This is a genomic window from Neorhizobium sp. PAMB6630, assembly GCF_058242775.1.
Window position 1 is genome coordinate 432,705 of record NZ_CM177836.1, and the last position, 25,039, is coordinate 457,743.

Below are 25,039 nucleotides of genomic sequence, written 5' to 3' on the forward strand. Positions count from 1 at the left end.
TGGTGTCCACGAGAGGATTCGAACCTCCGACCCCAGGATTCATACCACTTCGACTTTCGCCGCCGATCCACCTTCTAAAGGTAGACGTTCGTGGTCTGGACTGTCCCTTCACCATGGACCTTGCGGCCTTTAGGTGCTGCCCATCCAGTCTCTACACCTTCACCGGATTTTCATCCGGAGCTTGGCTCGGGATTGGCAAGCTGGAAGCCCAGCGTAGCGTTCCCCGACTTTGAGCAGATCAATTGCGGCGTTTCCGACCGCAACTCCCAATTATCTTCAGGAATCCTGTGCTCTATCCTGCTGAGCTACGTGGACAACTAGGTTGGCGGTTTCATAACCCAGCCTTTGCCGGTCGGCAAGTGCGAAGGCGGGGCAATCTTGCCGATCACCCGCCCTCTTTGCGGGATGCCTCAATCTGTCAGGCGCTGTTCGGCAAGCTTCACCCAGTAGGAAATGCCATAACCGAGCGCCTCGTCGTTGAAGTCATAAGCCGGGTTGTGCAGGGCCGCCGTCGGACCGTTGCCGATCATGATATAGGCACCGGGGCGGGCCTGCAGCATGAAGGCAAAATCCTCTCCCGCCATGCTGGGATCAACCTCGGTATTGACGTTCGGCGCACCGACGATGTCGATGGCGGCGCGCGCCGCATGCAGGGTTTCCTCGGGGTGGTTGACCGTGACCGGGCAGGCGCGCTCGTAATCGACTTCGGCAACCGCATCATTGGCGAGCGCAATGCCCTCGGCGATCTGGCGGATGCGGTGTTCGGCAAGGTCACGCACGGCCTCGTCCAGGCTGCGCACGGTGCCGGTGAGAACCGCTTCTTCCGGAATGATGTTATGCGTTGTGCCGGCATGAAACTGCGTGATGGAGACCACGACCGAGCGCAGCGGGTTGGCGTTGCGCGCCGCAATCATCTGCAGACCGCCGACGATCTGGGCGCCGATGACGATGGGATCGGCTGTGCGATGCGGTTCGGCCGCATGGCCGCCACGGCCCTTGATGGTGATCGAAAACTTGTCGGGCGCGGCCATGATGCCGCCCTTGCGGATGGCAAAGGTGCCAAGCGCCATGCCCGGCATATTATGCATGCCATAAACTTCGGTGATGCCGAAGCGCTCCATCATGCCATCTTCGACCATGGCGAGCGCACCGCGCCCGCCTTCCTCGGCCGGCTGGAAGATCACGGCCACCGCGCCGTTGAAGTTGCGCGTCTCGGACAGATATTTGGCAGCCCCGAGCAGCATGGCGGTGTGCCCGTCATGGCCGCAGGCGTGCATCTTGCCTTCATGTTTGGAGGCCCAGGGCTTGCCGGTGATTTCCGACAGCGGCAGCGCATCCATGTCGGCGCGAAGGCCGATCACGCGGGAGCTTTCGCCGCGTCCGCGAATGATGCCGACAACGCCGGTGCGCCCGAGGCCGGTCACGATCTCGTCAACGCCAAACTCCTTCAGCCTTTGCTCCACGAAGGCGGCGGTTTCCTCAACATCGTAGAGAAGGCCCGGGTTTTCGTGGATATGACGCCGCCAGGCACTGACTTCCTCTTGCATTTCGGCGGCTCTGTTCAAGATCGGCATTTCGAATTCCTGTCGCGTCTGGTGTCATCAGGCATAGGCTGGCGGCATGGCTGGGGCGAAGCGCCCGCCGACAGCGATATTGCGCTGCGGAATTGACGGAATCAATGATCTTTGCCATTGCTTTGCCGCAGAGGCGATATAACCGCCGCAGCTTCCCGCGATCATCACGAGGCCGCGCCTTGCTTTTCAGCCTGAACCGATCCCCTGCCGTCTCAAAGCCGCTTGCCATGCTTGTGGCTGCAACGCTTGCAACCGCCGCCTTATCGGCTCCGGCGTCGGCCAATCCGAAACTGGTGGTGGATGTGCGCAGCGGCCAGGTGTTTGCCCATCAGGAAGCGTTTCGAAAATGGTATCCGGCTTCGCTGACCAAGCTGATGACGGTCTATGTGACCTTCAAGGCGCTGAAGGAGGGTCGACTGACCCTGGAGAGCCCGGTGGTGATGAGCCGCAAGGCCGTCGATCAGCCGGCGAGCAAGATGTATCTGAAGCCGGGGGCGACCATGTCGCTCGACAGTGCGCTGAAGATCCTGATGGTCAAATCCGCCAATGACGTCGCCGTCGGCGTTGCCGAAACGGTGGGAGGCTCCACGGACCAGTTCGTCGCGATGATGAATGCGGAAGCGGCACGCCTTGGCATGTCGTCTTCGCATTTCATCAATCCGCATGGACTGCCTGGCAAGGGGCAATATACCACCGCACGCGATCTGGCGGTGCTTGCCGTGCAGCTTCGTCGGCAGTTTCCGGAATATGCCAGCTATTTTGCGCTGGAGGGCATTACCACCGGCGCCAAGGATTATCCCAATTACAACATGCTGGTTGGCCGTTTCGAAGGGGCCGACGGCATGAAGACCGGTTTCATCTGCGCCTCCGGTTTCAACCAGGTGTCTTCTGCCACGCGTGGTGGGCGTACGCTGATTTCGGTGGTGCTCGGCTCCGACAGCCTTGCCGGACGCTCCGACGAATCCGCCGATCTCTTGCAGGCCGGCTTTAGCGGCGCCGATAAGCCCGGGACTGCGCTTGCAAACCTTGCGCCTTATGGGCCGGACCAGGATGCGGTGGTGGATATCAGCGCCGAGATCTGCAACCCGAAGGCTGCAAAAGTGCGCAGCGAAGGCCGCGATGATGCCGGCCGCATGGTGCTCCATTCGCCCTATATCCGGGAAATGACGCGTCCGCCGGCGTTCAGTCTGGCCGATATCACCAATCCGGCAGCACCCGTCGAGACTGCGGCAAAGGCTGGCAACGGTCAGTCCGGTGCTGGCCAGATCCTCAACGTGCCGCTGCCAATCCCGCGCCCGACATTCTGATCTTGGGGCCTTCAGCCTGCTTGTTGCAAGCGGGCATTTAACATCACGAGGACGAAGAAATGCCTTCTCCAGGCGAACGCATACCGGTTTCCATTCTGACCGGATTTCTGGGTGCGGGCAAATCGACACTGCTCAACCGGATCCTCAAGGATCCCGCAGCCCATGATACGGCCGTCATCATCAACGAATTCGGCGAGGTCGGCATCGACAATTTCCTCGTCGAAACCTCCGGCGACACGCTCTTGGAACTGTCCAATGGCTGCCTCTGCTGCACGGTGCGCGGTGAACTGGTGGAAACGCTGGCCTCCCTCGTTGACCAGATCCAGACCGGCCGGCTGAAGCCGATCCGCCGGGTGGTGATCGAGACCACTGGCCTTGCCGATCCGGCCCCAGTCATGCAGGCCGTGATGGGCAATCCGGTGATTGCGCAGAGTTATACGCTGGACGGCGTCATAACGGTGGTGGATGCGGTGCATGGCCTCTCAACGCTTACGCGCCACCCGGAAGCCCTGAAGCAGGTGGCGGTTGCCGACCGGCTCGTCCTGTCGAAACAGACACTGGCCGGAAAAGAGGCGGTCTCGGCCCTGATGGAGCGTCTCCACACGCTCAATCCGCGTGCAAGGCGGGTGGATGGCGACAGCACGGAAGCCGGCGGGGCGGCACTTCTGGTGAACGGCCTCTACGATCCCGACACCAAGATCGCCGATGTCGGGCGCTGGCTGAGCGAGGAGCAGGCGCTGGATGCGCACCATCATCACGACGATCACCACCACCATGATCACGATCATCACGATCACCACCATGGCGACCATGATCATGAGGAGCAGCACCACCATCACGCCCATCATGATGTGAACCGCCACGGCGCCGATATCCGCTCCTTCTCGCTCCTGCATGATCGCCCGATCGATCCGATGGCGCTCGACATGTTCATCGACCTTTTGCGCTCGGCGCATGGCGAAAAATTGCTGCGCATGAAGGCCATCGTGCAGCTTTCGGACAATCCCGAACGCCCGCTGGTGCTGCATGGCGTGCAGAGCATTTTTCATCCGCCGGAGCGGCTAAAGGCCTGGCCCGAAGGCAGCGAGCGGCGCACGCGGATGGTGCTCATCACGCAAGGGTTGGATGAGGAGTTCGTCACGGACCTGTTTGCCGCCTTCACCGGCGAGCCGCGCATTGACCGGCCAGACCGGGCAGCGCTCGAAGACAATCCGCTGGCGGTGCCGGGTTTTCGCTTCTGAGGTTTTTAGCGCGCGCCGTCAGGGGGCCGCGGGCTCGCTGATGGCCGTGGCCATATCCTTGCGGATGCGAAAACGGTGGCCGTCCGCCGTCTTTTCCTGGGAGAGAAGCGTGTGGCCATCCTCGCGGCAGAAGTGGGGAATGTCGATGCCGGCAAGCGGATCAGTGGTGTCTACGGTGAGCACGGATCCAACGGGAAGCCGGTTCAGCTTTCGCCGGGTCTTTAAAACAGGCAAGGGGCATTTAAGCCCCTTTAGATCGTAGATGAGATCGTAGACCATTTCGGGCATCGGGCGCCCTACCACAATTTCCAGAACGGCTTTTTCTTCTCGTCCGTTGCCGGATCCTGAACCGTCTGCACGGAGGCGTAGGCCAGCGGGTTTGGGGCCGGCACCGGAATGGCGCCGGTCGTTGTCGGGGCGATGAATGTCGTATGCGGCGCGCCAGCGCTTCCGGCGTTCATCGCTGTTGTCACGGACATGCTGCTGCGGCCGCCCGGCTGAACGGCTGCCGTCTGCGTGTTGCCGGCAGACAGGCGATCCTGCTTTGCCGCAGCACCGGATGCCGCCGGAGTGGCGCTTGCCGAGGCAAGCATGGTGCCCGCCGGCTTTGCCTCCTTGTTGAGGCGCTGTGCCATCAGCGCTTCGAATTCTTCCTGCTTCAGCAGCTTGCCGGCCTGCAGCGACGAACCCGTCGGCGCATAGGCGATATCGCGGCCCTTACGCTTGTCGGCAACGATCGCCTTGCGCTCAGCCTCGGTCGGCTCGTACCACACCTTGCCATCCAGCTTGTCGACGGCCTTGGTATAAGCGAGCTTGTAGTCCTTGTCATAGGTGGCAAGGGAGGCCGCAAGGGCCGGCGGCGTCGTCATCGGCGGGCAGGCGGCGGCAGGCGAAGGCGTGCCGGAGAGCTGCTGGTTGAAGACGTATTTCTTCTCGCAGACATTCACCTCGGGCGGGCGCTTGGTCACTTCGAAATTGTCGTAGCCGGCCTTCAACATGGTCCAGAAGGCAATGTTTTCGCTGTTGCGGTGGCGTGCCATGTTTTCCGCCGTCATGCGGAACGGCAGCGCCTGCAACTGAACGGTGGACTGGCCGCCCTTGAAGGCATCACGCGCAAAGGCGTAGATTTCAAGGATCTGCTCGTCCGTCATCGAATAGCAGCCGGATGACGAGCAGGCGCCATGGATCATCAGGTTGGAACCGGAGCGGCCGTTTGCGGCGTCATAACGGTTCGGGAAACCGGTGTTGATGGCGAGGTAATATTTGGAATTCGGGTTCAGGTGCGCTGGCGTCAGGTTATAAAAACCTTCCGGTGCCTGGCGGTCGCCTTCCTTCACCTTGGGGCCGAGTTTGCCCGACCAGGCGCAGATCTGGTATTCGGCAATCTTGTCGAAGCGGTTATCCGCCTTCGCCTTCCAGATCTCCATCACGCCTTCTTCCTTGAAGACGCGAATCATGATCGGCGAATTGCGCGGCATGTCCTTCTTCTGCATTTCCGTCAGAATACGGTCCGGCAGAGGCTGTTCGACCTTGTTCTTCACCTTGGACAGGTCGATCGTTGCCGTATCGAGGGCATCGTTGCACCCGGCAAGAGCGGTTGCCATCAGCAGAATGTAGGCGATGTTTTTCAAGCGCATCGGGACAATCACGTTTAAAGATCAACACCTATGTTGATCCAGCTGGCATCAGTCTATCACCGTAATAAAGCGGTAGGCTTTACAGAATCTTAAGCGCCGAGGTCGGACGGCCTGCACGAAATCGTGAGGGGAGGCCTGATCACGACCCCACCCGAAGCGACAGTTGATCAGAGATTGCGGCCGATTTCCAGAAATTTCTGCCGGCGGGCCTTGCGCACGTCGTCCGGAGACAGTTGCCCAAGCTCCTGCAGCGTGCTTTCGAGCAGCGCACCAGTGGCGTCGATCACTGTTTCCGGCTCGCGATGCGCGCCGCCGAGCGGTTCGGCAATGATGCCGTCGATGACGCCAAGACCCTTCAGGTCTTCCGCCGTGATCTTCATATTGGTGGCAGCTTCCCGGGCACGCGTGGAATCGCGCCACAGGATGGACGCGGCGCCTTCCGGCGAGATGACCGAATAGATGGCGTGTTCCAGCATGAACACCTTGTTGCCGGTCGCAATGGCAATCGCGCCGCCGGAACCGCCTTCGCCGATGACGATGGACACCATCGGCACACGCAGGCCAAGGCAGGTTTCCGTGGAGCGGGCAATGGCTTCCGCCTGGCCACGCTCTTCGGCACCAACGCCGGGATAGGCGCCGGCGGTATCAACGAGCGAAATGACCGGCAGGCCAAAACGGTCGGCCATTTCCATCACACGGATGGCCTTGCGATAACCTTCCGGACGGGGGCTGCCGAAATTGTGCTTGATGCGCGACTTGGTGTCGTTGCCCTTTTCCTGGCCGATCACGGCCACCGGCTGGCCGCGGAAACGCGCAAGGCCGGCCTGGATGGCAGCATCTTCGCCGAACGAGCGGTCGCCGGCCAGCGGCGTGAAATCGGTAAACAGACGCTTCTGGTAATCGATGAAGTGCGGGCGCTGCGGATGGCGCGCCACCTGCGTCTTCTGCCAGGCGTTCAGCTTTGAATAGATGTCCAGCATCGCCTCGCGCACGCGCACTTCCAGACGCTGGATTTCGTCGGAGGTATCGATGCTCTCATCTTCCGTCGCGAGTTTCTTCAACTCGTGGATCTTGCCCTCGAGGTCGGAGATTGGCTTTTCGAAGTCGAGATAGGTCTGCATGAGCTCCGTTTTCCGATCGTGTTGGCGGTATGGCCGCCCTCCCGCACGCGCTCTAATCAGGGTTTTTGCTGCTTTTTGCAAGAGGGTGATGCATTTCCACCACGTCTCTCAGCCTTTCCTCCAGCACATGTGTATAGATTTGTGTTGTGGAAATGTCCGAATGGCCCAGCAGTTCCTGCACGACGCGCAGATCCGCGCCGTTCTGCAAGAGGTGGCTGGCAAAGGCATGGCGCAGCACATGGGGCGAGATGGCCGCGACCCGAATGCCGGCGCGCGAGGCAAGCCCTTTCAGATCGCGCGCAAACACCTGGCGCGGCAAAAAACCCTGTTTTCCGCTGGAGGGAAAAAGCCAGGCACTGTCGGCGTGCTTTTCGTCTTCGCCGGCGCCGGCACGAATTTGCCGGTAGAGCGCAAGCGCTGAAATGGCCGAGCGCGACAAAGGCACCAGCCGTTCCTTGTTGCCCTTGCCGCGGATCATCAGAAAGCGGCCTTCATGATCAAGCACCTTGGCGGGCAGGGAAACGAGTTCGCTCACCCGCATGCCGGTGGCATAGAGCAGTTCAAGAAGCGCCAGCATGCGCACGCGCCCGAGAGCCCCCGGCTCCGGGCTTGTGGCTTCTTCGGTCGCCTGCGCCAGAAGCTTGCTCACATCCGCCTCGCTCAGCGTCTTCGGCAGCGGCCGGGCTTTTTTCGGCGCGTCGAGGATCGAGGTCGGGTCGTCGCCGCGCAGGTCTTCGGCATAAAGAAACTTGTAAAACTGCCGCATGGCCGAAAGCCTGCGCGCTTGCGAGGAGGCGGCAAAACCTTGTGCGGTCAGATGGGCGAGATAATCTGTGAGATCGGTGGTCGTGGCGGCAAGCAGGCTCGTCTTGCGGGCCGCCAGAAAGCTGTAGAGATCGTCGAGATCACGCTGGTAGGAGGCAAGCGTGTTTTCAGCCGCACCCCGCTCGGCGCTCATCATCTCCAGAAAGGCTTCCGCATGGGCGCGGGAGAGATCGGCCATCAGGCCTTGTCCTTCAAGGTTGCGGCGGGTTGAGGCGTTCGGAGGGAACGCGCACCGTCACGTCCCGCTCGCGGGGTTCCACCAGATAGACCAGTGCCACCATGCTTCCGTAGATCAGTCCGCAAATCACGGCGATGATGAACAGAAAACGAAAGAGAGTTGGCATCGGTTGCTCCGCATCAATTCGGGTCATCTTATGGGGAAAGCGCAGGACAAGCGCAAGAACCCAGGGCAGGTGACCATGTTTCCGGTGTCTTCCGCTTGACGCTGCGGCGCCATTTGTCGATAGGGTTCGCATGCAAGGAGCGCGAGAGGACAGTGTTGACACCGCGATGCCCGATCTTGTGACACACCAGACAATGGCGAGCACGCTTGCCGAACGGGCGCGCGCTGCCCTTGGCGGCCGCAACCTGATTTTCGTTGGCCTGATGGGCGCCGGCAAATCCGCCGTCGGCCGCATCGTGGCCCAGCAGATGGCGATGCCCTTCATCGATACCGATGCCGAGATCGAGCGTGTCTCGCGCATGACCATTCCCGAACTGTTCGTAACCTACGGCGAGGAAGAGTTCCGGGCGCTGGAAACGCGGGTGGTCGAACGCCTGCTGAAGGGTGGGCCGCGCGTCGTCTCCACCGGCGGCGGGGCCTTTATCAACGATCGCACCCGCGCCGCCATCCGCGAGGGCGGCCTGTCTTTGTGGCTGCGCGCCGAGCTGGACATCCTCTGGGAGCGCGTCAACAAACGCGACAACCGGCCGCTTCTGAAAACCGAGAACCCGAAGCAGACGCTGGCAAACCTCATGCACCAGCGTTACCCGATCTATGCGCAAGCCGACATGACCGTCGAATCGCGCGACGTGCGCAAGGAGGCCATGGCAAACGAGGTGCTGGCCGCCATCGCGGCACTTGCCAAGGAAGGCAACACGGAATGAACATGCAACACTCCCGCAGCGACGAACGTCTGGTGCATGTGCCGCTGGGCGATCGCGCCTATGATATCCTGATCGGGCCGGACCTGATCTCCCATGCCGGCGGAGAGATCACCGCGCGCCTGAAAGGTCGCCGTGCGGCCATCGTCACCGACGAACATGTCGCCCCGCTTTACCTCGAACAACTGATGGACAGCCTGCAGACGGATGGCATCGAGGCCGTGTCGCTGACGCTGCCGGCCGGCGAAAAGACCAAGAGCCTGGAGCCGCTGGCCGCCGTCTGCGACATGGCGCTCGCCGCCCGCATCGAACGCAACGATTGTATCATTGCACTCGGCGGCGGTGTTATCGGCGATCTCGCGGGCTTTGCCGCCGGCATCGTTCGCCGTGGCGTGCGTTTCGTGCAGATCCCGACCTCGCTTCTGTCGCAGGTGGATTCCTCCGTCGGCGGCAAGACCGGCATCAACAGCCGCCACGGCAAGAACCTTCTCGGCGTCTTCCACCAGCCGGATCTGGTCCTATCCGACACGTCTGCCCTCGACACCTTGAGCAAACGGGAATTTCGCGCCGGTTATGCGGAAGTCGCGAAATATGGCCTGATCGACAAGCCGGAATTTTTCGAGTGGCTGGAAAACAACTGGACGGATGTGTTTGCCGGAGGCCCTGCTCGTGCCGAGGCGATTGCGCTCAGCTGTCAGGCGAAGGCCGATGTGGTGGTGGAGGATGAGCGCGAGACGGGTCGCCGCGCGCTGCTCAATCTCGGCCACACGTTTGGCCATGCGCTGGAAGCAGCCACCCAGTATGACAGCAGCCGTCTCGTCCATGGCGAAGGGGTGTCGATCGGCATGCTGATGGCATACCGTTTTTCCGCACGCATGAACCTTGCAAGCCCGGACGACGCCAAGCGCGTCGAGCGCCATCTGAAACTGGTTGGCCTTCCGACGGAAGTCTCCGATATTCCCGGCGAACTGCCGCCGACCGAGGTTCTGATGAATGCCATTGCCCAGGATAAGAAGGTCAAAAGCGGAAAGCTTACCTTCATCCTGACGCGCGGCATCGGCCAGTCCTTTGTGGCAGATGATGTGCCGGCTTCCGAAGTTTTAACGTTCCTGGACGAGATGCGGCAGGGTTGATGCAGGAAATTCTGACCTTTCTCTCCGACTATTGGCTGACGCTGCTGTCGGTGCTTCTGCTGATCGCGCTGTCGGCCTTCTTTTCCGGCTCGGAGACGGCACTGACGGCGGCCTCGCGGGCGCGCATGCACACGCTGCATGCGCAGGGCGATGAGCGGGCGGGCCTTGTCGGGCGGCTGATCGAGCGACGCGACCGGCTGATCGGTGCGCTGCTCATCGGCAACAACCTCGTCAACATCCTTGCGTCGTCGCTGACCACCAGCCTGTTCCTTGGCCTGTTCGGCCAGACGGGTGTTGCCATGGCCACGGTGGTGATGACCGTGCTGCTGGTGGTTTTTTCCGAAGTTCTGCCGAAAAGCTGGGCGATTTCAGCACCTGACCGCTTTGCCATGTTCGTCGCACCTGTCGTGCGGGTGTTCGTGGGAATTGCAGGTCCCCTGTCGAGCGGCGTTAATGCCGTGGTGCGGTTCATCCTGTCGATCTTCGGCATCAACCTGTCCGAGGGCACGTCGATGCTGTCGGCGCATGAGGAGTTGCGTGGGGCGCTCGATCTCCTCCACCGCGAAGGTTCCTTCATCAAGGCAGACCGTGACCGGCTGGGCGGGCTTCTGGATCTTGAGGAGCTGGAAGTCTCCGACGTGATGAAGCACCGCACGGTGATGCGGGCAATCAATGCCGACGATTCGCCGGAAGCTGTGGTGCGCGCGGTGCTGGAAAGCCCGTTCACCCGCATGCCGCTCTGGCGCAACACGACGGAAAACATCATCGGCATCGTGCATGCCAAGGATCTGTTGCGGGCGCTGGCCGAGCCGGACATGGAACCGCGCGATCTCGATATCGTCAAAATCGCGCAAAAACCGTGGTTTGTGCCGGATACGACGAGCCTCAAGGACCAGCTCAACGCCTTCCTGCGCCGCAAGATGCATTTTGCCGTGGTGGTGGATGAATATGGCGAGGTGCAGGGCATCGTGACGCTCGAGGACATCCTCGAGGAAATCGTCGGAGACATCGCCGACGAGCACGATCTGGAAATTCAGGGTGTGCGCCAGGAGGCGGATGGCTCGATCGTGGTCGACGGTTCGGTGCCGATCCGTGACCTGAACCGTGCGCTCGACTGGACGCTGCCGGATGAGGAGGCAACCACGATTGCCGGCCTCGTCATCCACGAATCCAAGCTGATCCCGCAGGAGCGCCAGGCGTTTACCTTTTATGGCAAGCGCTTCATCGTGATGAAGCGGGAGAAGAACCGCATTACCAAGCTGCGCATCCGTCCGGCCGAAGATCTGCCGCTGAAGGGCTGATTACCAGCGCGTCGGCTCTCCGGGGGCGGCCGCCTCGACGGCGAGCGCATGCAGGCCCGCATCCAGTTCCGGCTTTAAGAGATCGTTCACCAGACGATGACGTTGCAGCCGGGTAAGGCCGGAAAACCGTTCCGACACCACCCGCACCCGCATATGGCTTTCCCCGGTTCCGGTGATATCGGGCTGGTGGCCGGCATGGTGGTGGCTTTCATCGATCACCTCCAGGCGCTCAGGGGACAGATTGTGATCGAGGGTCGCTTCGATGCGGGAACGAACGGACATTTTCAGGGTTCCTGGGACTGTCGCGGAGGGCGTCCCAGAAACCAGTAACAAACCGCTTTGTCAATTCTTGTCCTGCCTCTTCCGGCACCCCATAATGGGCTTACATGAAATTGGATTCCAAATACTTTGACCGTATCCGGACGCGCCGGAAAAGGGATCAGGAGACAGTGCCTGAAGCCCCGACCTGCCAATGGGACGGTTGCGACAAGCCGGGCGTCCATCGCGCCCCCGTGGGTCGCAATGCCGAAGGCCAGTTCTTCCTGTTCTGTTTTGAGCATGTGAAGGAATACAACAAGGGCTACAACTATTTCTCCGGCCTCTCCGACAGCGAGATCGCCCGCTACCAGAAGGAGGCGATCACCGGTCATCGCCCCACCTGGACGGTGGGCGTCAACAAGTCGGCCAAGGATGCACCGCTGCAGCAGACCACGCGGTCCGGCTCGGCGGCGAGCTTCAACCGGGTGAAGGATCCCTTCGGTTTCGTTCGCGAAGGCAGGGCTAATGCCCAGGCGCAACCGGTCGTGCGAAAATTGAAGACGCTGGAAGGGAAAGCTTTCGACACAATGGGCTTGACCGCAGGCGCTACGGCGGCTGAAATCAAGAGCCGCTACAAGGAACTGGTGAAGAAACATCACCCGGATGCCAATGGCGGCGATCGTGGTTCGGAAGAACGTTTTCGCGCCGTGATACAGGCCTACCAATTGTTAAAGCAGGCAGGTTTCTGCTAAGTCGTTGCCATTCATGGCAGCAAGAATTGCGGCCGGACCGGAAGAGGTGCGGCATGGAGTGGTGATGAGCAAAATCGATCTTGATATTTCCAACCTGCCCGACACGACCGTTTCCGTTCGGGATGCCTTTGGCATCGATTCGGACCTGCGCGTGCCGGCCTATACCAATAGCGACCCCTACGTTCCCGAGCTTGACCCGGACTATCTGTTCGACCGGGACACGACGCTGGCGATCCTGGCGGGCTTTGCCCACAACCGCCGCGTCATGGTGTCGGGTTTTCACGGCACGGGCAAATCGACGCATATCGAGCAGGTGGCCGCCCGCCTCAACTGGCCCTGCGTGCGCATCAACCTCGACAGCCATGTCAGCCGTATCGATCTCGTCGGCAAGGACGCCATCGTCCTCAAGGAAGGCAAGCAGGTCACCGAATTCAAGGACGGCATCCTGCCCTGGGCCTACCAGCACAATGTCGCGCTCGTTTTTGACGAATACGATGCCGGTCGCCCGGACGTGATGTTCGTCATCCAGCGCGTTCTGGAAAGTTCCGGCCGCCTGACGCTTCTCGACCAGAGCCGCGTCATTCGTCCTCACCCGGCCTTCCGCCTGTTTGCAACGGCAAACACGGTCGGTCTCGGTGATACGACCGGCCTCTACCACGGCACGCAGCAGATCAACCAGGCGCAGATGGACCGCTGGTCCATCGTCACCACGCTGAACTACCTGCCGCACCAGAAGGAAGTCGATATCGTTGCCGCCAAGGTCAAGAGCTTCGGCAAGACGGCCGAAGGCCGCGAGACCGTGTCGAAGATGGTGCGCGTCGCCGACATGACCCGCTCGGCCTTCGTCAACGGCGACCTGTCGACCGTGATGAGCCCGCGTACGGTCATCACCTGGGCGGAAAACGCGGAAATCTTCGGCGATGTCGCCTTTGCCTTCCGTATCACCTTCCTCAACAAGTGCGACGAGTTGGAACGCACGCTGGTGGCCGAACATTACCAGCGCGCCTTCGGCGTCGAGCTGAAGGAAAGCGCCGTGAACATGGTTCTCGGCGCCTGAGGCAGGACGGCAGACGGACAGGATAAGCGATATGGCAGGGCGCGGCGACAATTCCACAGCAAAGGCTGGCACACCGGTGGACACCGAGCCGTTGCGCCGGGCCATTACCGGATGCGTGCGCTCGATTGCCGGCAGCGCCGAGGTGGAGGTCTCCTTCGCCAACGAGCGGCCGGGCATGGCGGGCGAACGCATTCGCCTGCCGGAAATCTCCAAGCGCCCAACGGCTTACGAGCTTGCGGTGACCCGCGGGCTCGGCGATTCCATGGCGCTTCGTCTCGCCTGCCATGACAGCAACATTCACGCCACGATGGCGCCGCAGGGCACCGATGCCCGCGCCGTCTTCGATGCGGTGGAGCAGGCGCGGGTGGAATCGCTCGGCTCCATCCGCATGGCCGGCGTTGCCACGAATATTTCGACCATGAACACGGAAAAATACGCCAAGGCCAATTTTTCCGGCGTCGAGCGGCAGGAAGATGCGCCGATCGGCGAGGCCATGGCCATGCTGGTGCGCGAAAAGCTGACCGGCGAAAAGCCACCGGCGAGCGCCGGCAAGGTGCTGGATCTCTGGCGGCCCTTCTTCGAGGAGAAGACGGCCGGCGACCTCGACAACCTGAAGACCGTGATCGAAGACCAGCAAGCCTTCGGCAAGCTCGTGCGTCACATGCTCTCCTCCATGCAGATGGCGGAAGACTATGGCGACGACGAAAGCCAGACGGAGGAGATGGAAAACGAGAACGAGGAAGAGCAGCCGCGCAGCAACGAGACCGAAAACGAAGAGGTCGACGAGGAAGCGGGCTCTGATGCCGCACCCGCCGAAGAAAGCCAGGCCGCCGAAGAGCAGCTTGATGATGGCGAGATGGACGGCGCCGAGATGTCTGATGACGAAATGTCTGACGATGACGACGACCAGTCCGAAACGCCCGGCGAAACTCGCCGTCCCAACATGCCCTTCGACGATTTCAACGAGAAGGTGGATTACCACATCTTCACGCAGGAATTCGATGAGGAGATTCTGGCCGAGGAACTCTGCGACGAGGCCGAACTCGACCGCCTGCGGGCCTTTCTCGACAAGCAACTGGCACATCTGCAGGGTGCCGTCGGGCGCCTAGCTAACCGTCTCCAGCGCCGTTTGATGGCGCAGCAGAACCGTTCCTGGGATTTCGATCTCGAGGAAGGCTATCTCGACCCGGCCCGCCTCGTGCGCCTCGTCATCGATCCGATGCAGCCTTTGTCGTTCAAGCGCGAGCGCGATACGCAGTTCCGCGATACCGTCGTGTCGCTGGTCATCGATAACTCAGGTTCGATGCGCGGCCGGCCGATCACGGTTGCCGCCACCTGCGCCGATATTTTGGCCCGCACGCTGGAACGCTGCGGCGTTAAAGTGGAAATCCTCGGCTTCACCACCAAGGCGTGGAAGGGTGGCCAGAGCCGCGAACAGTGGCTGGCCGGTGGCAAGCCGCCGACGCCCGGCCGCCTCAATGATCTGCGCCATATCGTCTACAAGTCCGCCGATGCGCCCTGGCGCCGTTCGCGCCGCAATCTCGGCCTGATGATGCGCGAAGGCCTGCTCAAGGAAAACATCGACGGCGAAGCGCTGATGTGGGCGCATAACCGCCTGATCGCCCGCCCCGAGCAGCGGAAGATCATGATGATGATCTCCGACGGAGCGCCGGTCGATGATTCGACGCTTTCGGTAAACCCCGGCAATTATCTCGAGCGCCACCTGCGCGCCGTGATCGACCAGATCGAAAACCGCTCGCCGATCGAGCTTCTGGCCATCGGCATCGGTCACGATGTGACGCGTTATTATCGCCGCGCCGTGACCATCGTGGATGCAGACGAGCTGGCCGGTGCGATGACGGAACAGCTGGCCTCGCTGTTTGACGAGAAGGCAGCCGGCGGCCCCGGTGGCCGTACGCGCCGCGCCAGCTAGCCGTCGGGATGATCTTACGCCGCACGCTTCGTGCCTTCTGCCTGTGTGCAACGGTCGGTGTGTATTTTGCGCCGGCCCCCAGTGCTGCTCCGTCCGTCACGTCCCAGAGCCTACCGGCACCGGTGGTGGCAAAACCCATCACTGCCTTCAAGCCGGGCTCCGGGGAGACGCGCTTTGGTGCGTTGGAATTTCTGGGCGGTCTTCAATTCACCTCGCGCGAACCTTTGTTCGGCTCGCTCTCCAGTTTTCGCCTACGGGCCGATGGCGTGCATTTCGTCTCGGTGCTGGATACCGGTCACTGGCTGACCGGACACCTGGTGCGCGATGCTGAGGGGCGTCTGGCGGGTCTTGACGATACAGTCGTCACGCCGATGCGGGACGCACGCGGACAGGAACCGCGCCTGAAGGGCGATATCGATGCGGAAGGTCTCGCGCTACGGCCGGGGCAGGCGATCGTCAGCTTCGAGCGCAGCCACCGTGTGGAGACCTATCCCGATCCGGGTTTCGAGCATGCAAAGCCAGAGCGCAGCCTTGATATCCTCATTCCGAAGCGGGAATTGCGCAGCAATGGCAGCCTTGAGACGGTGGTCGTCGCACCGCTCGGCAGTGCCCTGAAGGGCGCGGTGCTCACCATTGCAGAACAGAGCGTTGATACGGAAGGCAACCTTTATGCCGCCATTCTGGAAGGCCCGTTGAAGGGCCAGTTCAAGGTGGTACGCAACGACCCGTTTAATGTGACGGATGGCGCCTTTCTCCCCAATGGCGACCTCTTGCTGCTGGAGCGCCGTTTCAGTGTGCTCGGTGGTGTCGGCATGCGCATTCGCCGTATCGCCGGAGACACGTTGAAGCCCGGCGCCTTGGTCGACGGGCCGGTGCTGATCGAGGCCGATATGAGCTTCGAGATCGACAATATGGAGGGGATTGATGTGACGGTGGGGCCCGATGGTCATGCCCATGTCATTCTCGTATCGGATGACAACGACTCGTTCCTCCAGCGCAACCTGATGCTGGAGTTCAAGCTGATCGAATAACACGTCCGGATGGAGGACCACGATGCTGCGGATCCATGTCATGGGTGCATCCGGTTCCGGCACCACCACGCTCGGGCACCACCTCGGCGCCCGGCTTGCCATTCCTCACCTCGATACCGACGACTTTTTCTGGATGCCGACCGAACCGCCCTACACGACGCCGCGCCCCGTGCCGGAGCGGCTTTCGCTGTTGCAGGCGGAAATGGCCGGATGCCCGGAAGGATGGGTTCTCACCGGTTCGGCTTTGAAATGGGGAACGGAGCTTGAGGCGCTCTATGACCTCATCGTTTTTCTGACGATTGATCCGGCGCTTCGCATGGAGCGCATCCTCAGCCGGGAAAGAGAGCGTTATGGCGCGCGTATCCTGTCCGGCGGCGACATGGCCGAGACCAGCCGAAAATTTCTCGACTGGGCGGCAAGTTATGACACGGCAGGCCCGGAGCAGCGAAGTCGCGTTGCCCATGAGGCGTGGCTTTTGACCCAGACAGCGCCAATCTTGCAGCTGGATTCTGCCGCTGCTGTCGAGGATCTGGTCGAAGCGGTGCTGGCCCATACTGTCGTCGGGCAAGCCGAGATGAACGCCTGAGCGCCGTCTTTTCCGCAGATCAGGCAGCCTTTGCCGGCGGCATCGGCTTCACCACGCTCATCAGCGCGCCATAGGGCAGCAGCATGACGAGGCCGACGATGATTTTTACGGTGAAATCGCCGATGGCCCAGGAGATCCAGCGCGGTGCTTCAGTGGCAAAGACACCAAGGATCGGAGCGGCGCCGACGGCGAAATCATCGTTGGCGCCGAGGAAAGCAAAGGCCGGTGCAAAGGACAACGAGAAGAAGATCACCGTATCAAGCGCCGAGCCGAACAGCGAGCCGGCGAGCGGCGCGCGCCACCAGCTCTGCCGGCGAAGCGTGTTGAACACGGATATATCGACAAGCTGGCCAACGAGATAGGCGGTGCCCGACGCCATCGCGATGCGTGGCATTGAGGTATAAAGGGAAATGGTGACGCCGACGAGGAAGCCGACGAACACAACGCGCCGGGCAATTTTTGGCCCGAACTGGCGGTTTGTCAGATCGGTCACCAGAAAGGCTGCCGGATAGATGAAGGCGCCCCAGGTCAGCAGATCGCTCAGCTGGATGCCGGCAATCGAGCCCAGAACGGGAAACTGGACGAGAAAATTGGACGCCACGACGACCAGCGTCATGAGAGCCACGTAGAGGATTGTCGTGCGCAAAATAAGCATTTTTTTACCCTGGGTGATGCCACCAGCAAGAGGAAACGGAAGCCAACAGAAAAGGCTTGAACGGCAAAACCGTCAAGCCTTCACTGAAATCTATGATGGGCTAGAAGAGCTTAGGCAGCAGTTGCTGCAGCTTCAGCAGTCTTCTTGGCAATCTGGCGGCGCAGCAGGCGGGCGCGCATCGACAGGTCGCTCTCGCTGGCCTTCAGAAGGAAGGCATCGAGGCCGCCGCGATGTTCTACGGAGCGCAGGGCGTGCGCCGAAACGCGCAGACGGTAACGCTGGCCGAGCGAATCGGAGATCAGCGTGACGTGGCACAGGTTCGGAAGGAACCGACGCTTCGTCTTGTTGTTTGCGTGGCTGACATTGTTGCCCGACTGGACGCCCTTGCCGGTCAATTCGCACATACGGGACATGTGTACACCTTTGTTCTTCTTAGCAATTGAACGGGGTCTCGGGCAAAGCCCAGCCTGCCGATCCAACTGGTCATGATTGGAAAGTTGCGGTTCTATAGTCAGTGGGGCCGCGCGCGTCAAGCCAAACATCGCCGCTCTCAAGAGATTCCGCCGATCTGTCTGGGGATCTTGCTATTTTGTTGCCACAGTGCGCAGTCTATAACCATTGGTCTCCACTCCAATCCCAGGGGAAATCCATGCTCCGCCGGAGCCGTCCCGTCGTCCTGTTTGCAGCTCTTATTGGGTTCTCGGCCACGCCTGCGGTGCCGGCTGGCATCCGCCACCTGAGCGAATATAATATTTCCCTCGGCGTGCTGCCGATTGCGCGTGCCTCTTTCGCCAGTGAATTCGGCAGCAGTGATTACAAGATCACCGGGTCGTTCCAGTCATCGGGCATCGTCAGCCTGTTCAGCCGCATCTCGGCCGATACCAACGTCAACGGCGCGATCCGCGGCAAGACGCTCCAGGCCAACAGTTATTCGCTCGTCTACACGCAGGACAAGAAGACCCGCCGTTACGACATCAGCTATCGCAATGGAAACGTCGTCTCCACCACGATCAAGCCGGAGCCAAAGCCACGGCCGCCAAGCTGGGTGCCCGTCAGCGACGGCGACCTGCGCTCCGTGCTCGATCCGCTTTCGGGCCTGATCTTTCCGGAGGGTGCCCAGGTCTGCCCCAGCCGGCTGCCGATCTATGACGGGGAATCGCGCATGGATCTCGTGTTGTCGAACAAGGGCACAAAACCCTTCTCCACCGATGGCTTCAAGGGGGAGGCCGTTGTCTGCGAGGTGCGATACGTGCCGAAATCCGGCTTCCGCAAGGGCCGCAGCGATATCGAGTTCTTGAAATCGGCGCGCATGGAAGTGTGGTTTGCCAAGGCGGCAAACGTCAATGTATATGCTCCTGTCTATGCCCGCATTCCGACGCGGGTGGGCGATGTCTATGTGACGGCAGTGAAATACGGCGGCTGATCGGCAATTGCTGTGGCCCCCGTTAATCGGCAAGGGGGGCGGATCATGAAGGTCAAGGGCACGCTGATCGGCTTTACCGCCATCCTGATGTGGTCACTGCTGGCGCTGCTGACGGCCGCCTCCGGCACCATGCCGCCATTCCAGTTGTCGGCCATCACCTTTGCCATCGGCAGCCTTCCGGGCGTTCTCCTGCTGATCGCTCGGCCGAAGCGGTTGGCGCTGCTGAAGCAGCCGGCCAAGGTCTGGCTGATCGGCATCGGTGGGCTGTTCGGTTATCATTTTTTGTATTTCACAGCACTTCGCAACGCGCCGGCCGTCGAGGCAGGGCTAATCGCCTATCTCTGGCCGCTGTTCATCGTGGTCGGTTCGGCGCTTTTGCCGGGCGAGCGGCTGCGCTGGTATCATGTGGCAGGGGCGCTTGGCGGTCTTGGCGGAACCTTTGCCATCATCTCGCGGGCCGGCATCGCCTTTGATGGTGCCTATCTTCTCGGTTATGGCGCCGCTTTCCTCTGCGCCTTCACCTGGTCCGGTTATTCGCTGCTGACACGCCGCTTCGAGGCGGTCTCGACCGATGTGGTGACGGGCTTTTGCCTTGCGACCTCGCTCCTGTCGCTCGTCTGCCACCTCGGGCTTGAGGTGACTGTCTGGCCGCAGAGCAGCACGGAGTGGCTTGCGATCGTCGGCCTTGGCTTGCTCCCGGTAGGGGCTGCCTTTTATGCTTGGGATTTCGGTGTGAAGACCGGTGATATCCAGATCCTTGGCGCGGCAAGTTATGCAGCGCCACTGCTCTCCACCCTGATCCTCACGCTCTTCGGTTTTGCCGAGCCTAGCCTTCGCATTGCGCTCGCGTGCATGCTCATCACCGGCGGCGCGGTGCTGGCAGCAAAGGAAATGATCTTTCGATCCAAGGCATCGAAACCCGTGGCGGCTGAGTAGAAGCTCAACTGCTGGGTTCCCAGCCGGGCGGTGCCATCTCGAACTTTGAAAATTCAAAACCGGGTGCCACCGTGCAGCCGACCAGCGTGAAATCGCCAAGGCTTTCCGCTGACTGCCATTCATTGGCGACGACAACCGCCTGCGGCCGCTCGCCGTTTCGAAGATCGATGCCCAGAATAACCTCGCGTGCGGCCTCGCCGTCTTTGGCAAGCCTCAGGCGAAGCGGGCTTCCGGCATAGAAATGCCAGACCTCGGCGGCATCCTTCACCCGGTGCCAGTGCGAGCGCTCACCCGCCTTCAGCAGGTAATAGATCGCGGTGGACTGGCCGCGTTCGCTTCCATTCGCGTCGCGAAATGTCTGGATGTAACAGCCGCCTTCCGGATGCGGCTGCAGGCCAAGCGTTGCGATGATCTCGTCGGCAGTCACTTGAAATTGTCCTTGCGCTTGCGGATTTCGGCAAACACCTCTTCATTTGTGGCGCCTTCCATCAAAACGTTGCGGCGAATGGCGGGATCGGCAACCCGCAGGAACGGATTGGTTTCCTTCTCCAGCCCCATCATCGTTGGAATGGTGATGCCACCTTCTGCCCGCAGCGCCTCAATCTGCGCCACGCGCCGTTGCAGCGCCTCGTTATCGGGGTCAATGCTGATGGCAAAGCGGGCGTTCGACAGCGTATATTCATGGCCGAAATAGATCGCCGTCTCATCCGGCAGCACCGCCAGCTTCTGCATCGAATGCCACATGTCGCTGGCCGTGCGCTCGAACAGACGCCCGCAGCCGAGTGCAAACAGCGTATCGGCGGCAAACAGGATCTTGTCCTCGGGGAAATGGTAGCAGATGTGGCCGGCGGTGTGGCCGGGCGTTTCGATGACGCGTACCGGATGTTCACCGAAGAGGAATTCGTCGCCATCGGCGACGGTGCGATCAAGGCCCGGAATGGCCAGTGCCTCATTGACCGGGCCGATGATTTCCAGCCCGTAACGCTCCTTCAGTGCAAGGTTCGCCTCCACATGGTCTGTGTGGTGGTGGGTGGTGAAGATATGGGTGATCTTCCAGCCGCGTCGTTCGGCCGCCTCCACGATCGACTTTTCCTCGGGCGCATCGATTGCGGCGGTAAGCCCGCTTTCCGGATCGTGCAGCAGCACGCCAAAATTGTCGCTGCGACACATAAACACTTCAATCGCCAGAGTTTTCATCGTCATTGCCCATTGTGTATCAACCGTATCGGCACAATGTAGAGGCCCGGGCTTTGAAGTCCAACCACCCTCTGATAGCTTTTCGCCATGCACGCCGATATCGTCGACCTCAGAGAATTTTACCATTCGCCGCTTGGCCATTTCGCCGAGCATTCGATTACGATGGCGCTCTCGACGCTGTGGGCGCGGCTGCCGGAAGAGCGGCTCGTCGGGCTCGGTTATGCGGTGCCCTACCTCGATCGTTTCCGCACCGATACCGAGCGCACCTTCGCCTTCATGCCGGCAGGGCAGGGGGCGGTGAACTGGCCGGTGGGCGAGCTGTCCTCAACAGCCCTCGTTTTCGAGGAGGAACTGCCGCTGCCCGATAGCTCCATCGACCGGGTGCTGATGGTGCATTCGCTGGAATTTGCCGAAAATCCGCGTGAGACGCTGAAGGAACTCTGGCGGGTGCTGGCGCCGGGCGGGCGCCTCGTCATCGTTGTGCCAAATCGTCGCGGCGTCTGGGCGCGCATGGAACACACGCCCTTCGGTTCGGGCCGCCCCTATTCGCGCCGGCAGCTGACAAATCTGCTCCGCGAAACCAATTTCACGCCGGCCGCCAGCGCCGAAGCCCTGTTTTTCCCGCCCTCCAAGATCCGCGCCGTGTTGAAGCTGCGCCATGGTTTCGAGCGGATCGGGCGGCGTCTGTGGCCGGCCTTTTCCGGCGTTCTCGTTCTCGAAGCGCAGAAACGGCTCTATCAGGGCCTGCCGGTGGCGGCGCGCGCCTCGCGCCGCGTTTTTGTGCCAGTGCTTGCGGGACAAGGGGTTCCGACCACCCGCACGCCCGCCGAACCCGTGTTCGCCCTCGACAAAAGCCTGCCGCGAGATTAAGGGCGAAGGGTCGATTTTACCCAAAGGTCTTGCCCCATGGATACCGCAGTGCTGAAGCCCGTTCCCCGTCCCGGAATTCTGGATATCGCCGCTTACGTTCCGGGCAAGGAGCATGCGCCGGGTGTGGCGCGCGTCTTCAAGCTGTCGTCCAACGAGACGCCGCTGGGTGCAAGCCCGAAGGCCATCGATGCATTTCGCCAGGCCGCCGGCCATCTCGAGCTTTATCCCGATGGACAGGCCAATGAGTTGCGTGCAGCGATTGCCGCGACCCACGGCCTGAACCCGGCAAACATTCTCTGCGGCAACGGCTCGGACGAATTGCTTGGCCTTCTCTGCCACGTCTATCTCGGCGCCGGCGACGAGGCGATCATCACCGAGCACGGCTTCCTCGTCTACAAGATCCAGATCATGGGCGCCGGTGCCACCCCTGTTACCGTCAAGGAACAGGAATGCCGCGTTGATGTAGACGCGATCCTTGCGGCGGTCACGGCAAACACCAAGCTGGTGTTCATCGCAAATCCCGGCAATCCCACAGGAACCTATGTACCGGCCGCCGAAATCCGCCGCCTGCATGCCGGCCTGCCAAAAAACGTCATTCTGGTGCTGGATGCGGCCTATGCCGAATATGTGCGCGAGAACGATTACGAGGCAGGCATCGAGCTGATTTCGTCCAGCCAGAACGTCGTGATGTGCCGCACCTTCTCCAAGGCTTATGGTCTGGCGGCCCTGCGCATCGGCTGGATGTATGGCCCGGCCGATATTCTGGATGCGCTGAACCGCGTGCGCGGCCCGTTCAACCTCAATGCCCCGGCCATTGCCGCCGGAAGCGTTGCCATGCGCGATCAGGATTTCATTGCCCGCGCCATCGAGCACAACACGCTGTGGCGCGACAAGCTCACCCACGCGTTCACGACGATGGGCCTCACGGTCACGCCGTCGGTCACCAACTTCATCCTCATCCATTTCCCGGATGTGGATGGCAAGCGGGCGCCGGAGGCCGATGAATTCCTGACAAGCCGCGGCTTCATCCTGCGCGCCGTCAAGGGTTATGGCTTCCCGAATGCGCTGCGCATGACGGTGGGTTCCGAAGAGGCCAATCGCGGCGTCATCGAAGCGCTCGGCGAGTTCATGAGCCGGGCATGAGCATTCTGTTTGATCGCATCACGCTGATCGGCATCGGCCTGATCGGTTCCTCCATCGCGCGCGACATCAGGGAGCTTGGCATCGCCGGCGAACTGGTGATTTCCACCCGCAGCGAAGCGACCTTGAAGCGTGCAGAGGAATTGGGGCTGGGCGACCGTTATGTCGCCTCTGCCGCAGAAGCGGTGAAGGGCGCGGATCTTGTTATCGTGTCGGTGCCGGTTGGCTCGTCCGGGACGGTTGCCGAGCAGATTGCGCCGAACCTCAAACCCGGTGCGATCCTGACCGATGTCGGCTCCACCAAGGCTTCTGTCATTGCGCAGATGGCGCCGCATGTGCCTGAAGGCGTCCATTTCATTGCCGGCCATCCGCTGGCAGGCACGGAAAAATCCGGCCCTGACGCAGGCTTCGCCGGCCTCTTCAGGGGGCGGTGGTGCATCTTGACGCCGCTGCCGGAAACCGATCCCGACGCGCTCTGCCGCCTGCGCGGTTTCTGGGTTGCGCTCGGCTCGCGCATCGACGAGATGGACCCGCAGCACCATGACAAGGTGCTCGCCATCGTCTCGCACCTGCCGCACATTATCGCCTACAACATCGTCGGCACGGCAGACGATCTGGAAACGGTGACGGAATCGGAAGTCATCAAATATTCTGCCTCCGGTTTTCGCGATTTCACCCGCCTTGCCGCCTCCGATCCCACCATGTGGCGGGATGTGTGCCTGCACAACAAGGATGCGATCCTGGAAATGCTGGCGCGGTTTTCGGAAGATCTCGCCTCGCTGCAGCGGGCGATCCGCTGGGGCGAAGGCGACAAGCTGTTTGAGCTGTTTTCGCGCACCCGCACCATTCGCCGCTCCATCGTGGAAGCAGGCCAGGACGTGGACGCGCCGGACTTTGGCCGCCACGCCCTCGATGCCAAAAGCTGATCCGGTCAGAGCCGTGCGGATGACCCTCAGATCGGCGGGATTTCGCCCAGCGGAATAAAGCCGCCGACGAGGATCTTGCCGCGGTTGAGCGTCAGGTCCAGCGTTGCCCGGTCACCACCGCCGGTCAGCGCCGAGAGCATGCCGGACGCCGTGTCGATGGTGCGGCCCATCTGCGGAAAGCTTGTCTTCAATCGGTCGCGCCACGCGCCGATCTTTTCCACCTCAAGCCGCAGCTTGCCCGACAGGCGGCCTTCCGTGTCGATGGATACCGGCCCGCTGATGCTGAGGATTTCGCCATCGCCGAGGTCGATGCCGAGTTGGCGGATCTGGCCGGCGGTGCCGTAAAGCCCCGTTTCATCCCGGCCTTCCAGAAGTGCCGCCTTGCCGGCAAGCGTGATATCGGCGATGGCCGTGAAGCGTGGCAGGAGCGAGGGCAGGCCCTTGGCCGTCAGGTCGGTGTTGCGAAGCGTCATCGCCGCATCAAGATCGGCACCGTTCTGGCGCAGATGCGTTTCGGTATGCTCGACCTTGAGGTCGAAGGCCTGTCCCGTCTGTGATGACAGGATGGCGGAGGTGAGGCCATCAATGGTGGTGGAACTGCGTTCCACGCCGCCCGACGCCGTGATCAGGCTCGACTGCATGTTCTTCCACTGCGAGGAGACCGAAAGGCCGTGGCTGGTGCGCACTTCCGAAGGGCCGTCCAGTTCCCAGACGATATGGCTTGGCTGATAAACCTGCGCTGCCGAACGCAGCGCGCCGGCGCTTGCGGAAATACCGTTCGTGCGGTCGTCGATCGTCACCTTCGAGCAGAAAAGTCCGATGCGGAAGGGATAACCGCGATAGGTCGCGTCCACGCATTCGGCGATGACATTGTTTTCCTGCTGCTTGCCGAGCATGGCCAGCGTATTGGCCTTCAGCGACGCGGCCGCGTAAAACCAGCCGCCGGTATAGACCGCGATGGCCAGCACGATGGCGGCGGCAAGCCCCCAAATTTTCGCGGATACGCCGCTTCGGCTTGACGCTGCCATGATG

At 61.4% G+C, this 25,039-nt stretch carries 27 protein-coding genes; 15 read left to right on the forward strand and 12 right to left on the reverse strand.

The window, feature by feature from the left end; genetic code table 11:
* Nucleotides 1-410 precede the first annotated feature (410 nt).
* Nucleotides 411-1,574: a M20 aminoacylase family protein gene (locus AC4CWF_RS01965; protein ID WP_491283465.1), complete on the reverse strand. Its 1,164-nt coding sequence runs from the start codon at nt 1,572-1,574 to the stop codon at nt 411-413.
* Nucleotides 1,575-1,801: 227 nt separating this feature from the next.
* Between AC4CWF_RS01965 and AC4CWF_RS01970 the strand changes: the two genes are divergently transcribed.
* Together AC4CWF_RS01970 and AC4CWF_RS01975 are read left to right on the forward strand one after the other, a co-directional pair.
* Complete coding sequence (locus AC4CWF_RS01970) at nt 1,802-2,881, forward strand: D-alanyl-D-alanine carboxypeptidase family protein (protein WP_491285149.1); 1,080 nt, start codon at nt 1,802-1,804, stop codon at nt 2,879-2,881.
* Nucleotides 2,882-2,940: 59 nt separating this feature from the next.
* Nucleotides 2,941-4,122: a CobW family GTP-binding protein gene (locus tag AC4CWF_RS01975; protein WP_491283466.1), complete on the forward strand. Its 1,182-nt coding sequence runs from the start codon at nt 2,941-2,943 to the stop codon at nt 4,120-4,122.
* An 18-nt stretch (nt 4,123-4,140) separates the two neighbouring features.
* Here the strand turns inward: AC4CWF_RS01975 and AC4CWF_RS01980 are convergent, their stop codons facing one another.
* The 5 genes from AC4CWF_RS01980 to AC4CWF_RS02000 all read right to left on the reverse strand — a co-directional run bounded on the left by AC4CWF_RS01980 (nt 4,141) and on the right by AC4CWF_RS02000 (nt 8,049).
* Nucleotides 4,141-4,401: a sulfurtransferase TusA family protein gene (locus tag AC4CWF_RS01980; RefSeq protein WP_491285151.1), complete on the reverse strand. Its 261-nt coding sequence runs from the start codon at nt 4,399-4,401 to the stop codon at nt 4,141-4,143.
* Between the two features lie 17 nt (nt 4,402-4,418).
* A complete protein-coding gene (locus AC4CWF_RS01985; RefSeq protein ID WP_491283467.1) occupies nt 4,419-5,759 on the reverse strand; it encodes a L,D-transpeptidase family protein in 1,341 nt (446 codons plus the stop codon).
* 167 nt (nt 5,760-5,926) lie between these two features.
* Nucleotides 5,927-6,880 (reverse strand): acetyl-CoA carboxylase carboxyltransferase subunit alpha, encoded by a 954-nt coding sequence (locus tag AC4CWF_RS01990; protein WP_491283468.1) that lies wholly within the window; start codon nt 6,878-6,880, stop codon nt 5,927-5,929.
* 52 nt (nt 6,881-6,932) lie between these two features.
* A complete protein-coding gene (xerD, locus tag AC4CWF_RS01995) occupies nt 6,933-7,883 on the reverse strand; it encodes a site-specific tyrosine recombinase XerD (protein WP_491283469.1) in 951 nt (316 codons plus the stop codon).
* Between the two features lie 13 nt (nt 7,884-7,896).
* Nucleotides 7,897-8,049 (reverse strand): hypothetical protein, encoded by a 153-nt coding sequence (locus tag AC4CWF_RS02000; RefSeq protein ID WP_491283470.1) that lies wholly within the window; start codon nt 8,047-8,049, stop codon nt 7,897-7,899.
* Nucleotides 8,050-8,215: 166 nt separating this feature from the next.
* Between AC4CWF_RS02000 and AC4CWF_RS02005 the strand changes: the two genes are divergently transcribed.
* Genes AC4CWF_RS02005 through AC4CWF_RS02015 form a run of 3 tightly spaced genes read left to right on the forward strand, consistent with a single transcriptional unit; the run spans nt 8,216 to nt 11,243 of the window.
* Nucleotides 8,216-8,812 carry a shikimate kinase gene (locus tag AC4CWF_RS02005; protein WP_491283471.1) on the forward strand — a complete coding sequence of 199 codons (597 nt, stop codon included), beginning with the start codon at nt 8,216-8,218 and terminating at the stop codon, nt 8,810-8,812.
* A complete protein-coding gene (gene aroB / locus AC4CWF_RS02010) occupies nt 8,809-9,942 on the forward strand; it encodes a 3-dehydroquinate synthase (protein ID WP_491283472.1) in 1,134 nt (377 codons plus the stop codon). Before AC4CWF_RS02005 ends, aroB begins: the two co-directional genes overlap by 4 nt.
* The gene (locus AC4CWF_RS02015; RefSeq protein WP_491283473.1) at nt 9,942-11,243 is read left to right on the forward strand and encodes an HlyC/CorC family transporter; all 1,302 of its coding nucleotides are present in this window, start codon (nt 9,942-9,944) and stop codon (nt 11,241-11,243) included. Before aroB ends, AC4CWF_RS02015 begins: the two co-directional genes overlap by 1 nt.
* Here AC4CWF_RS02015 and AC4CWF_RS02020 read toward each other — a convergent pair whose 3' ends face one another.
* Nucleotides 11,244-11,525 carry a BolA family protein gene (locus AC4CWF_RS02020; RefSeq protein WP_491283474.1) on the reverse strand — a complete coding sequence of 94 codons (282 nt, stop codon included), beginning with the start codon at nt 11,523-11,525 and terminating at the stop codon, nt 11,244-11,246.
* A 167-nt stretch (nt 11,526-11,692) separates the two neighbouring features.
* Here AC4CWF_RS02020 and AC4CWF_RS02025 point away from each other — a divergent pair, with 167 nt between their 5' ends.
* From AC4CWF_RS02025 to AC4CWF_RS02045, 5 genes are all read left to right on the forward strand, one after another.
* Nucleotides 11,693-12,253 (forward strand): J domain-containing protein, encoded by a 561-nt coding sequence (locus tag AC4CWF_RS02025; RefSeq protein WP_491283475.1) that lies wholly within the window; start codon nt 11,693-11,695, stop codon nt 12,251-12,253.
* A gap of 64 nt (nt 12,254-12,317) precedes the next feature.
* Nucleotides 12,318-13,310, forward strand: coding sequence for a cobaltochelatase subunit CobS (gene cobS / locus AC4CWF_RS02030; RefSeq protein ID WP_491283476.1), 993 nt, complete (start codon nt 12,318-12,320; stop codon nt 13,308-13,310).
* A gap of 31 nt (nt 13,311-13,341) precedes the next feature.
* On the forward strand, nt 13,342-15,243 hold the full coding sequence (gene cobT / locus AC4CWF_RS02035) for a cobaltochelatase subunit CobT (protein WP_491283477.1): 1,902 nt from the start codon (nt 13,342-13,344) through the stop codon (nt 15,241-15,243).
* Nucleotides 15,244-15,251: 8 nt separating this feature from the next.
* The gene (locus AC4CWF_RS02040) at nt 15,252-16,274 is read left to right on the forward strand and encodes an esterase-like activity of phytase family protein (protein ID WP_491283478.1); all 1,023 of its coding nucleotides are present in this window, start codon (nt 15,252-15,254) and stop codon (nt 16,272-16,274) included.
* A gap of 22 nt (nt 16,275-16,296) precedes the next feature.
* The gene (locus tag AC4CWF_RS02045) at nt 16,297-16,860 is read left to right on the forward strand and encodes an ATP-binding protein (RefSeq protein WP_491283479.1); all 564 of its coding nucleotides are present in this window, start codon (nt 16,297-16,299) and stop codon (nt 16,858-16,860) included.
* A 19-nt stretch (nt 16,861-16,879) separates the two neighbouring features.
* Here the strand turns inward: AC4CWF_RS02045 and AC4CWF_RS02050 are convergent, their stop codons facing one another.
* On the reverse strand, nt 16,880-17,515 hold the full coding sequence (locus tag AC4CWF_RS02050; RefSeq protein WP_491283480.1) for a queuosine precursor transporter: 636 nt from the start codon (nt 17,513-17,515) through the stop codon (nt 16,880-16,882).
* 110 nt (nt 17,516-17,625) lie between these two features.
* Nucleotides 17,626-17,928, reverse strand: coding sequence for a 50S ribosomal protein L28 (gene rpmB, locus AC4CWF_RS02055; protein WP_491283481.1), 303 nt, complete (start codon nt 17,926-17,928; stop codon nt 17,626-17,628).
* Between the two features lie 236 nt (nt 17,929-18,164).
* Between rpmB and AC4CWF_RS02060 the strand changes: the two genes are divergently transcribed.
* Both AC4CWF_RS02060 and yddG read left to right on the forward strand, forming a co-directional pair.
* Nucleotides 18,165-18,938 carry a DUF3108 domain-containing protein gene (locus AC4CWF_RS02060; RefSeq protein WP_491283482.1) on the forward strand — a complete coding sequence of 258 codons (774 nt, stop codon included), beginning with the start codon at nt 18,165-18,167 and terminating at the stop codon, nt 18,936-18,938.
* A 45-nt stretch (nt 18,939-18,983) separates the two neighbouring features.
* Nucleotides 18,984-19,874 (forward strand): aromatic amino acid exporter YddG, encoded by an 891-nt coding sequence (gene yddG, locus AC4CWF_RS02065; protein WP_491283483.1) that lies wholly within the window; start codon nt 18,984-18,986, stop codon nt 19,872-19,874.
* A 4-nt stretch (nt 19,875-19,878) separates the two neighbouring features.
* On the opposite strand, the gene AC4CWF_RS02070 is transcribed toward yddG, so the two are convergent.
* The gene (locus AC4CWF_RS02070; protein WP_491283484.1) at nt 19,879-20,301 is read right to left on the reverse strand and encodes a cupin domain-containing protein; all 423 of its coding nucleotides are present in this window, start codon (nt 20,299-20,301) and stop codon (nt 19,879-19,881) included.
* A complete protein-coding gene (gene gloB, locus AC4CWF_RS02075; RefSeq protein ID WP_491285154.1) occupies nt 20,298-21,071 on the reverse strand; it encodes a hydroxyacylglutathione hydrolase in 774 nt (257 codons plus the stop codon). Before gloB ends, AC4CWF_RS02070 begins: the two co-directional genes overlap by 4 nt.
* Before the next feature lie 87 nt (nt 21,072-21,158).
* Here gloB and AC4CWF_RS02080 point away from each other — a divergent pair, with 87 nt between their 5' ends.
* The 3 genes from AC4CWF_RS02080 to AC4CWF_RS02090 are packed head-to-tail and all read left to right on the forward strand — an operon-like array spanning nt 21,159 to nt 24,007.
* Nucleotides 21,159-21,941 (forward strand): methyltransferase domain-containing protein, encoded by a 783-nt coding sequence (locus AC4CWF_RS02080; protein ID WP_491283485.1) that lies wholly within the window; start codon nt 21,159-21,161, stop codon nt 21,939-21,941.
* A gap of 36 nt (nt 21,942-21,977) precedes the next feature.
* Nucleotides 21,978-23,084: a histidinol-phosphate transaminase gene (gene hisC / locus AC4CWF_RS02085; RefSeq protein WP_491283486.1), complete on the forward strand. Its 1,107-nt coding sequence runs from the start codon at nt 21,978-21,980 to the stop codon at nt 23,082-23,084.
* Entirely contained in the window at nt 23,081-24,007 is a 927-nt protein-coding gene (locus AC4CWF_RS02090) for a prephenate/arogenate dehydrogenase family protein (RefSeq protein WP_491283487.1), read from the forward strand. Before hisC ends, AC4CWF_RS02090 begins: the two co-directional genes overlap by 4 nt.
* Nucleotides 24,008-24,033: 26 nt before the next feature.
* On the opposite strand, the gene AC4CWF_RS02095 is transcribed toward AC4CWF_RS02090, so the two are convergent.
* Entirely contained in the window at nt 24,034-25,035 is a 1,002-nt protein-coding gene (locus AC4CWF_RS02095; protein ID WP_491283488.1) for a DUF2125 domain-containing protein, read from the reverse strand.
* Between the last annotated feature and the right edge of the window lie 4 nt (nt 25,036-25,039).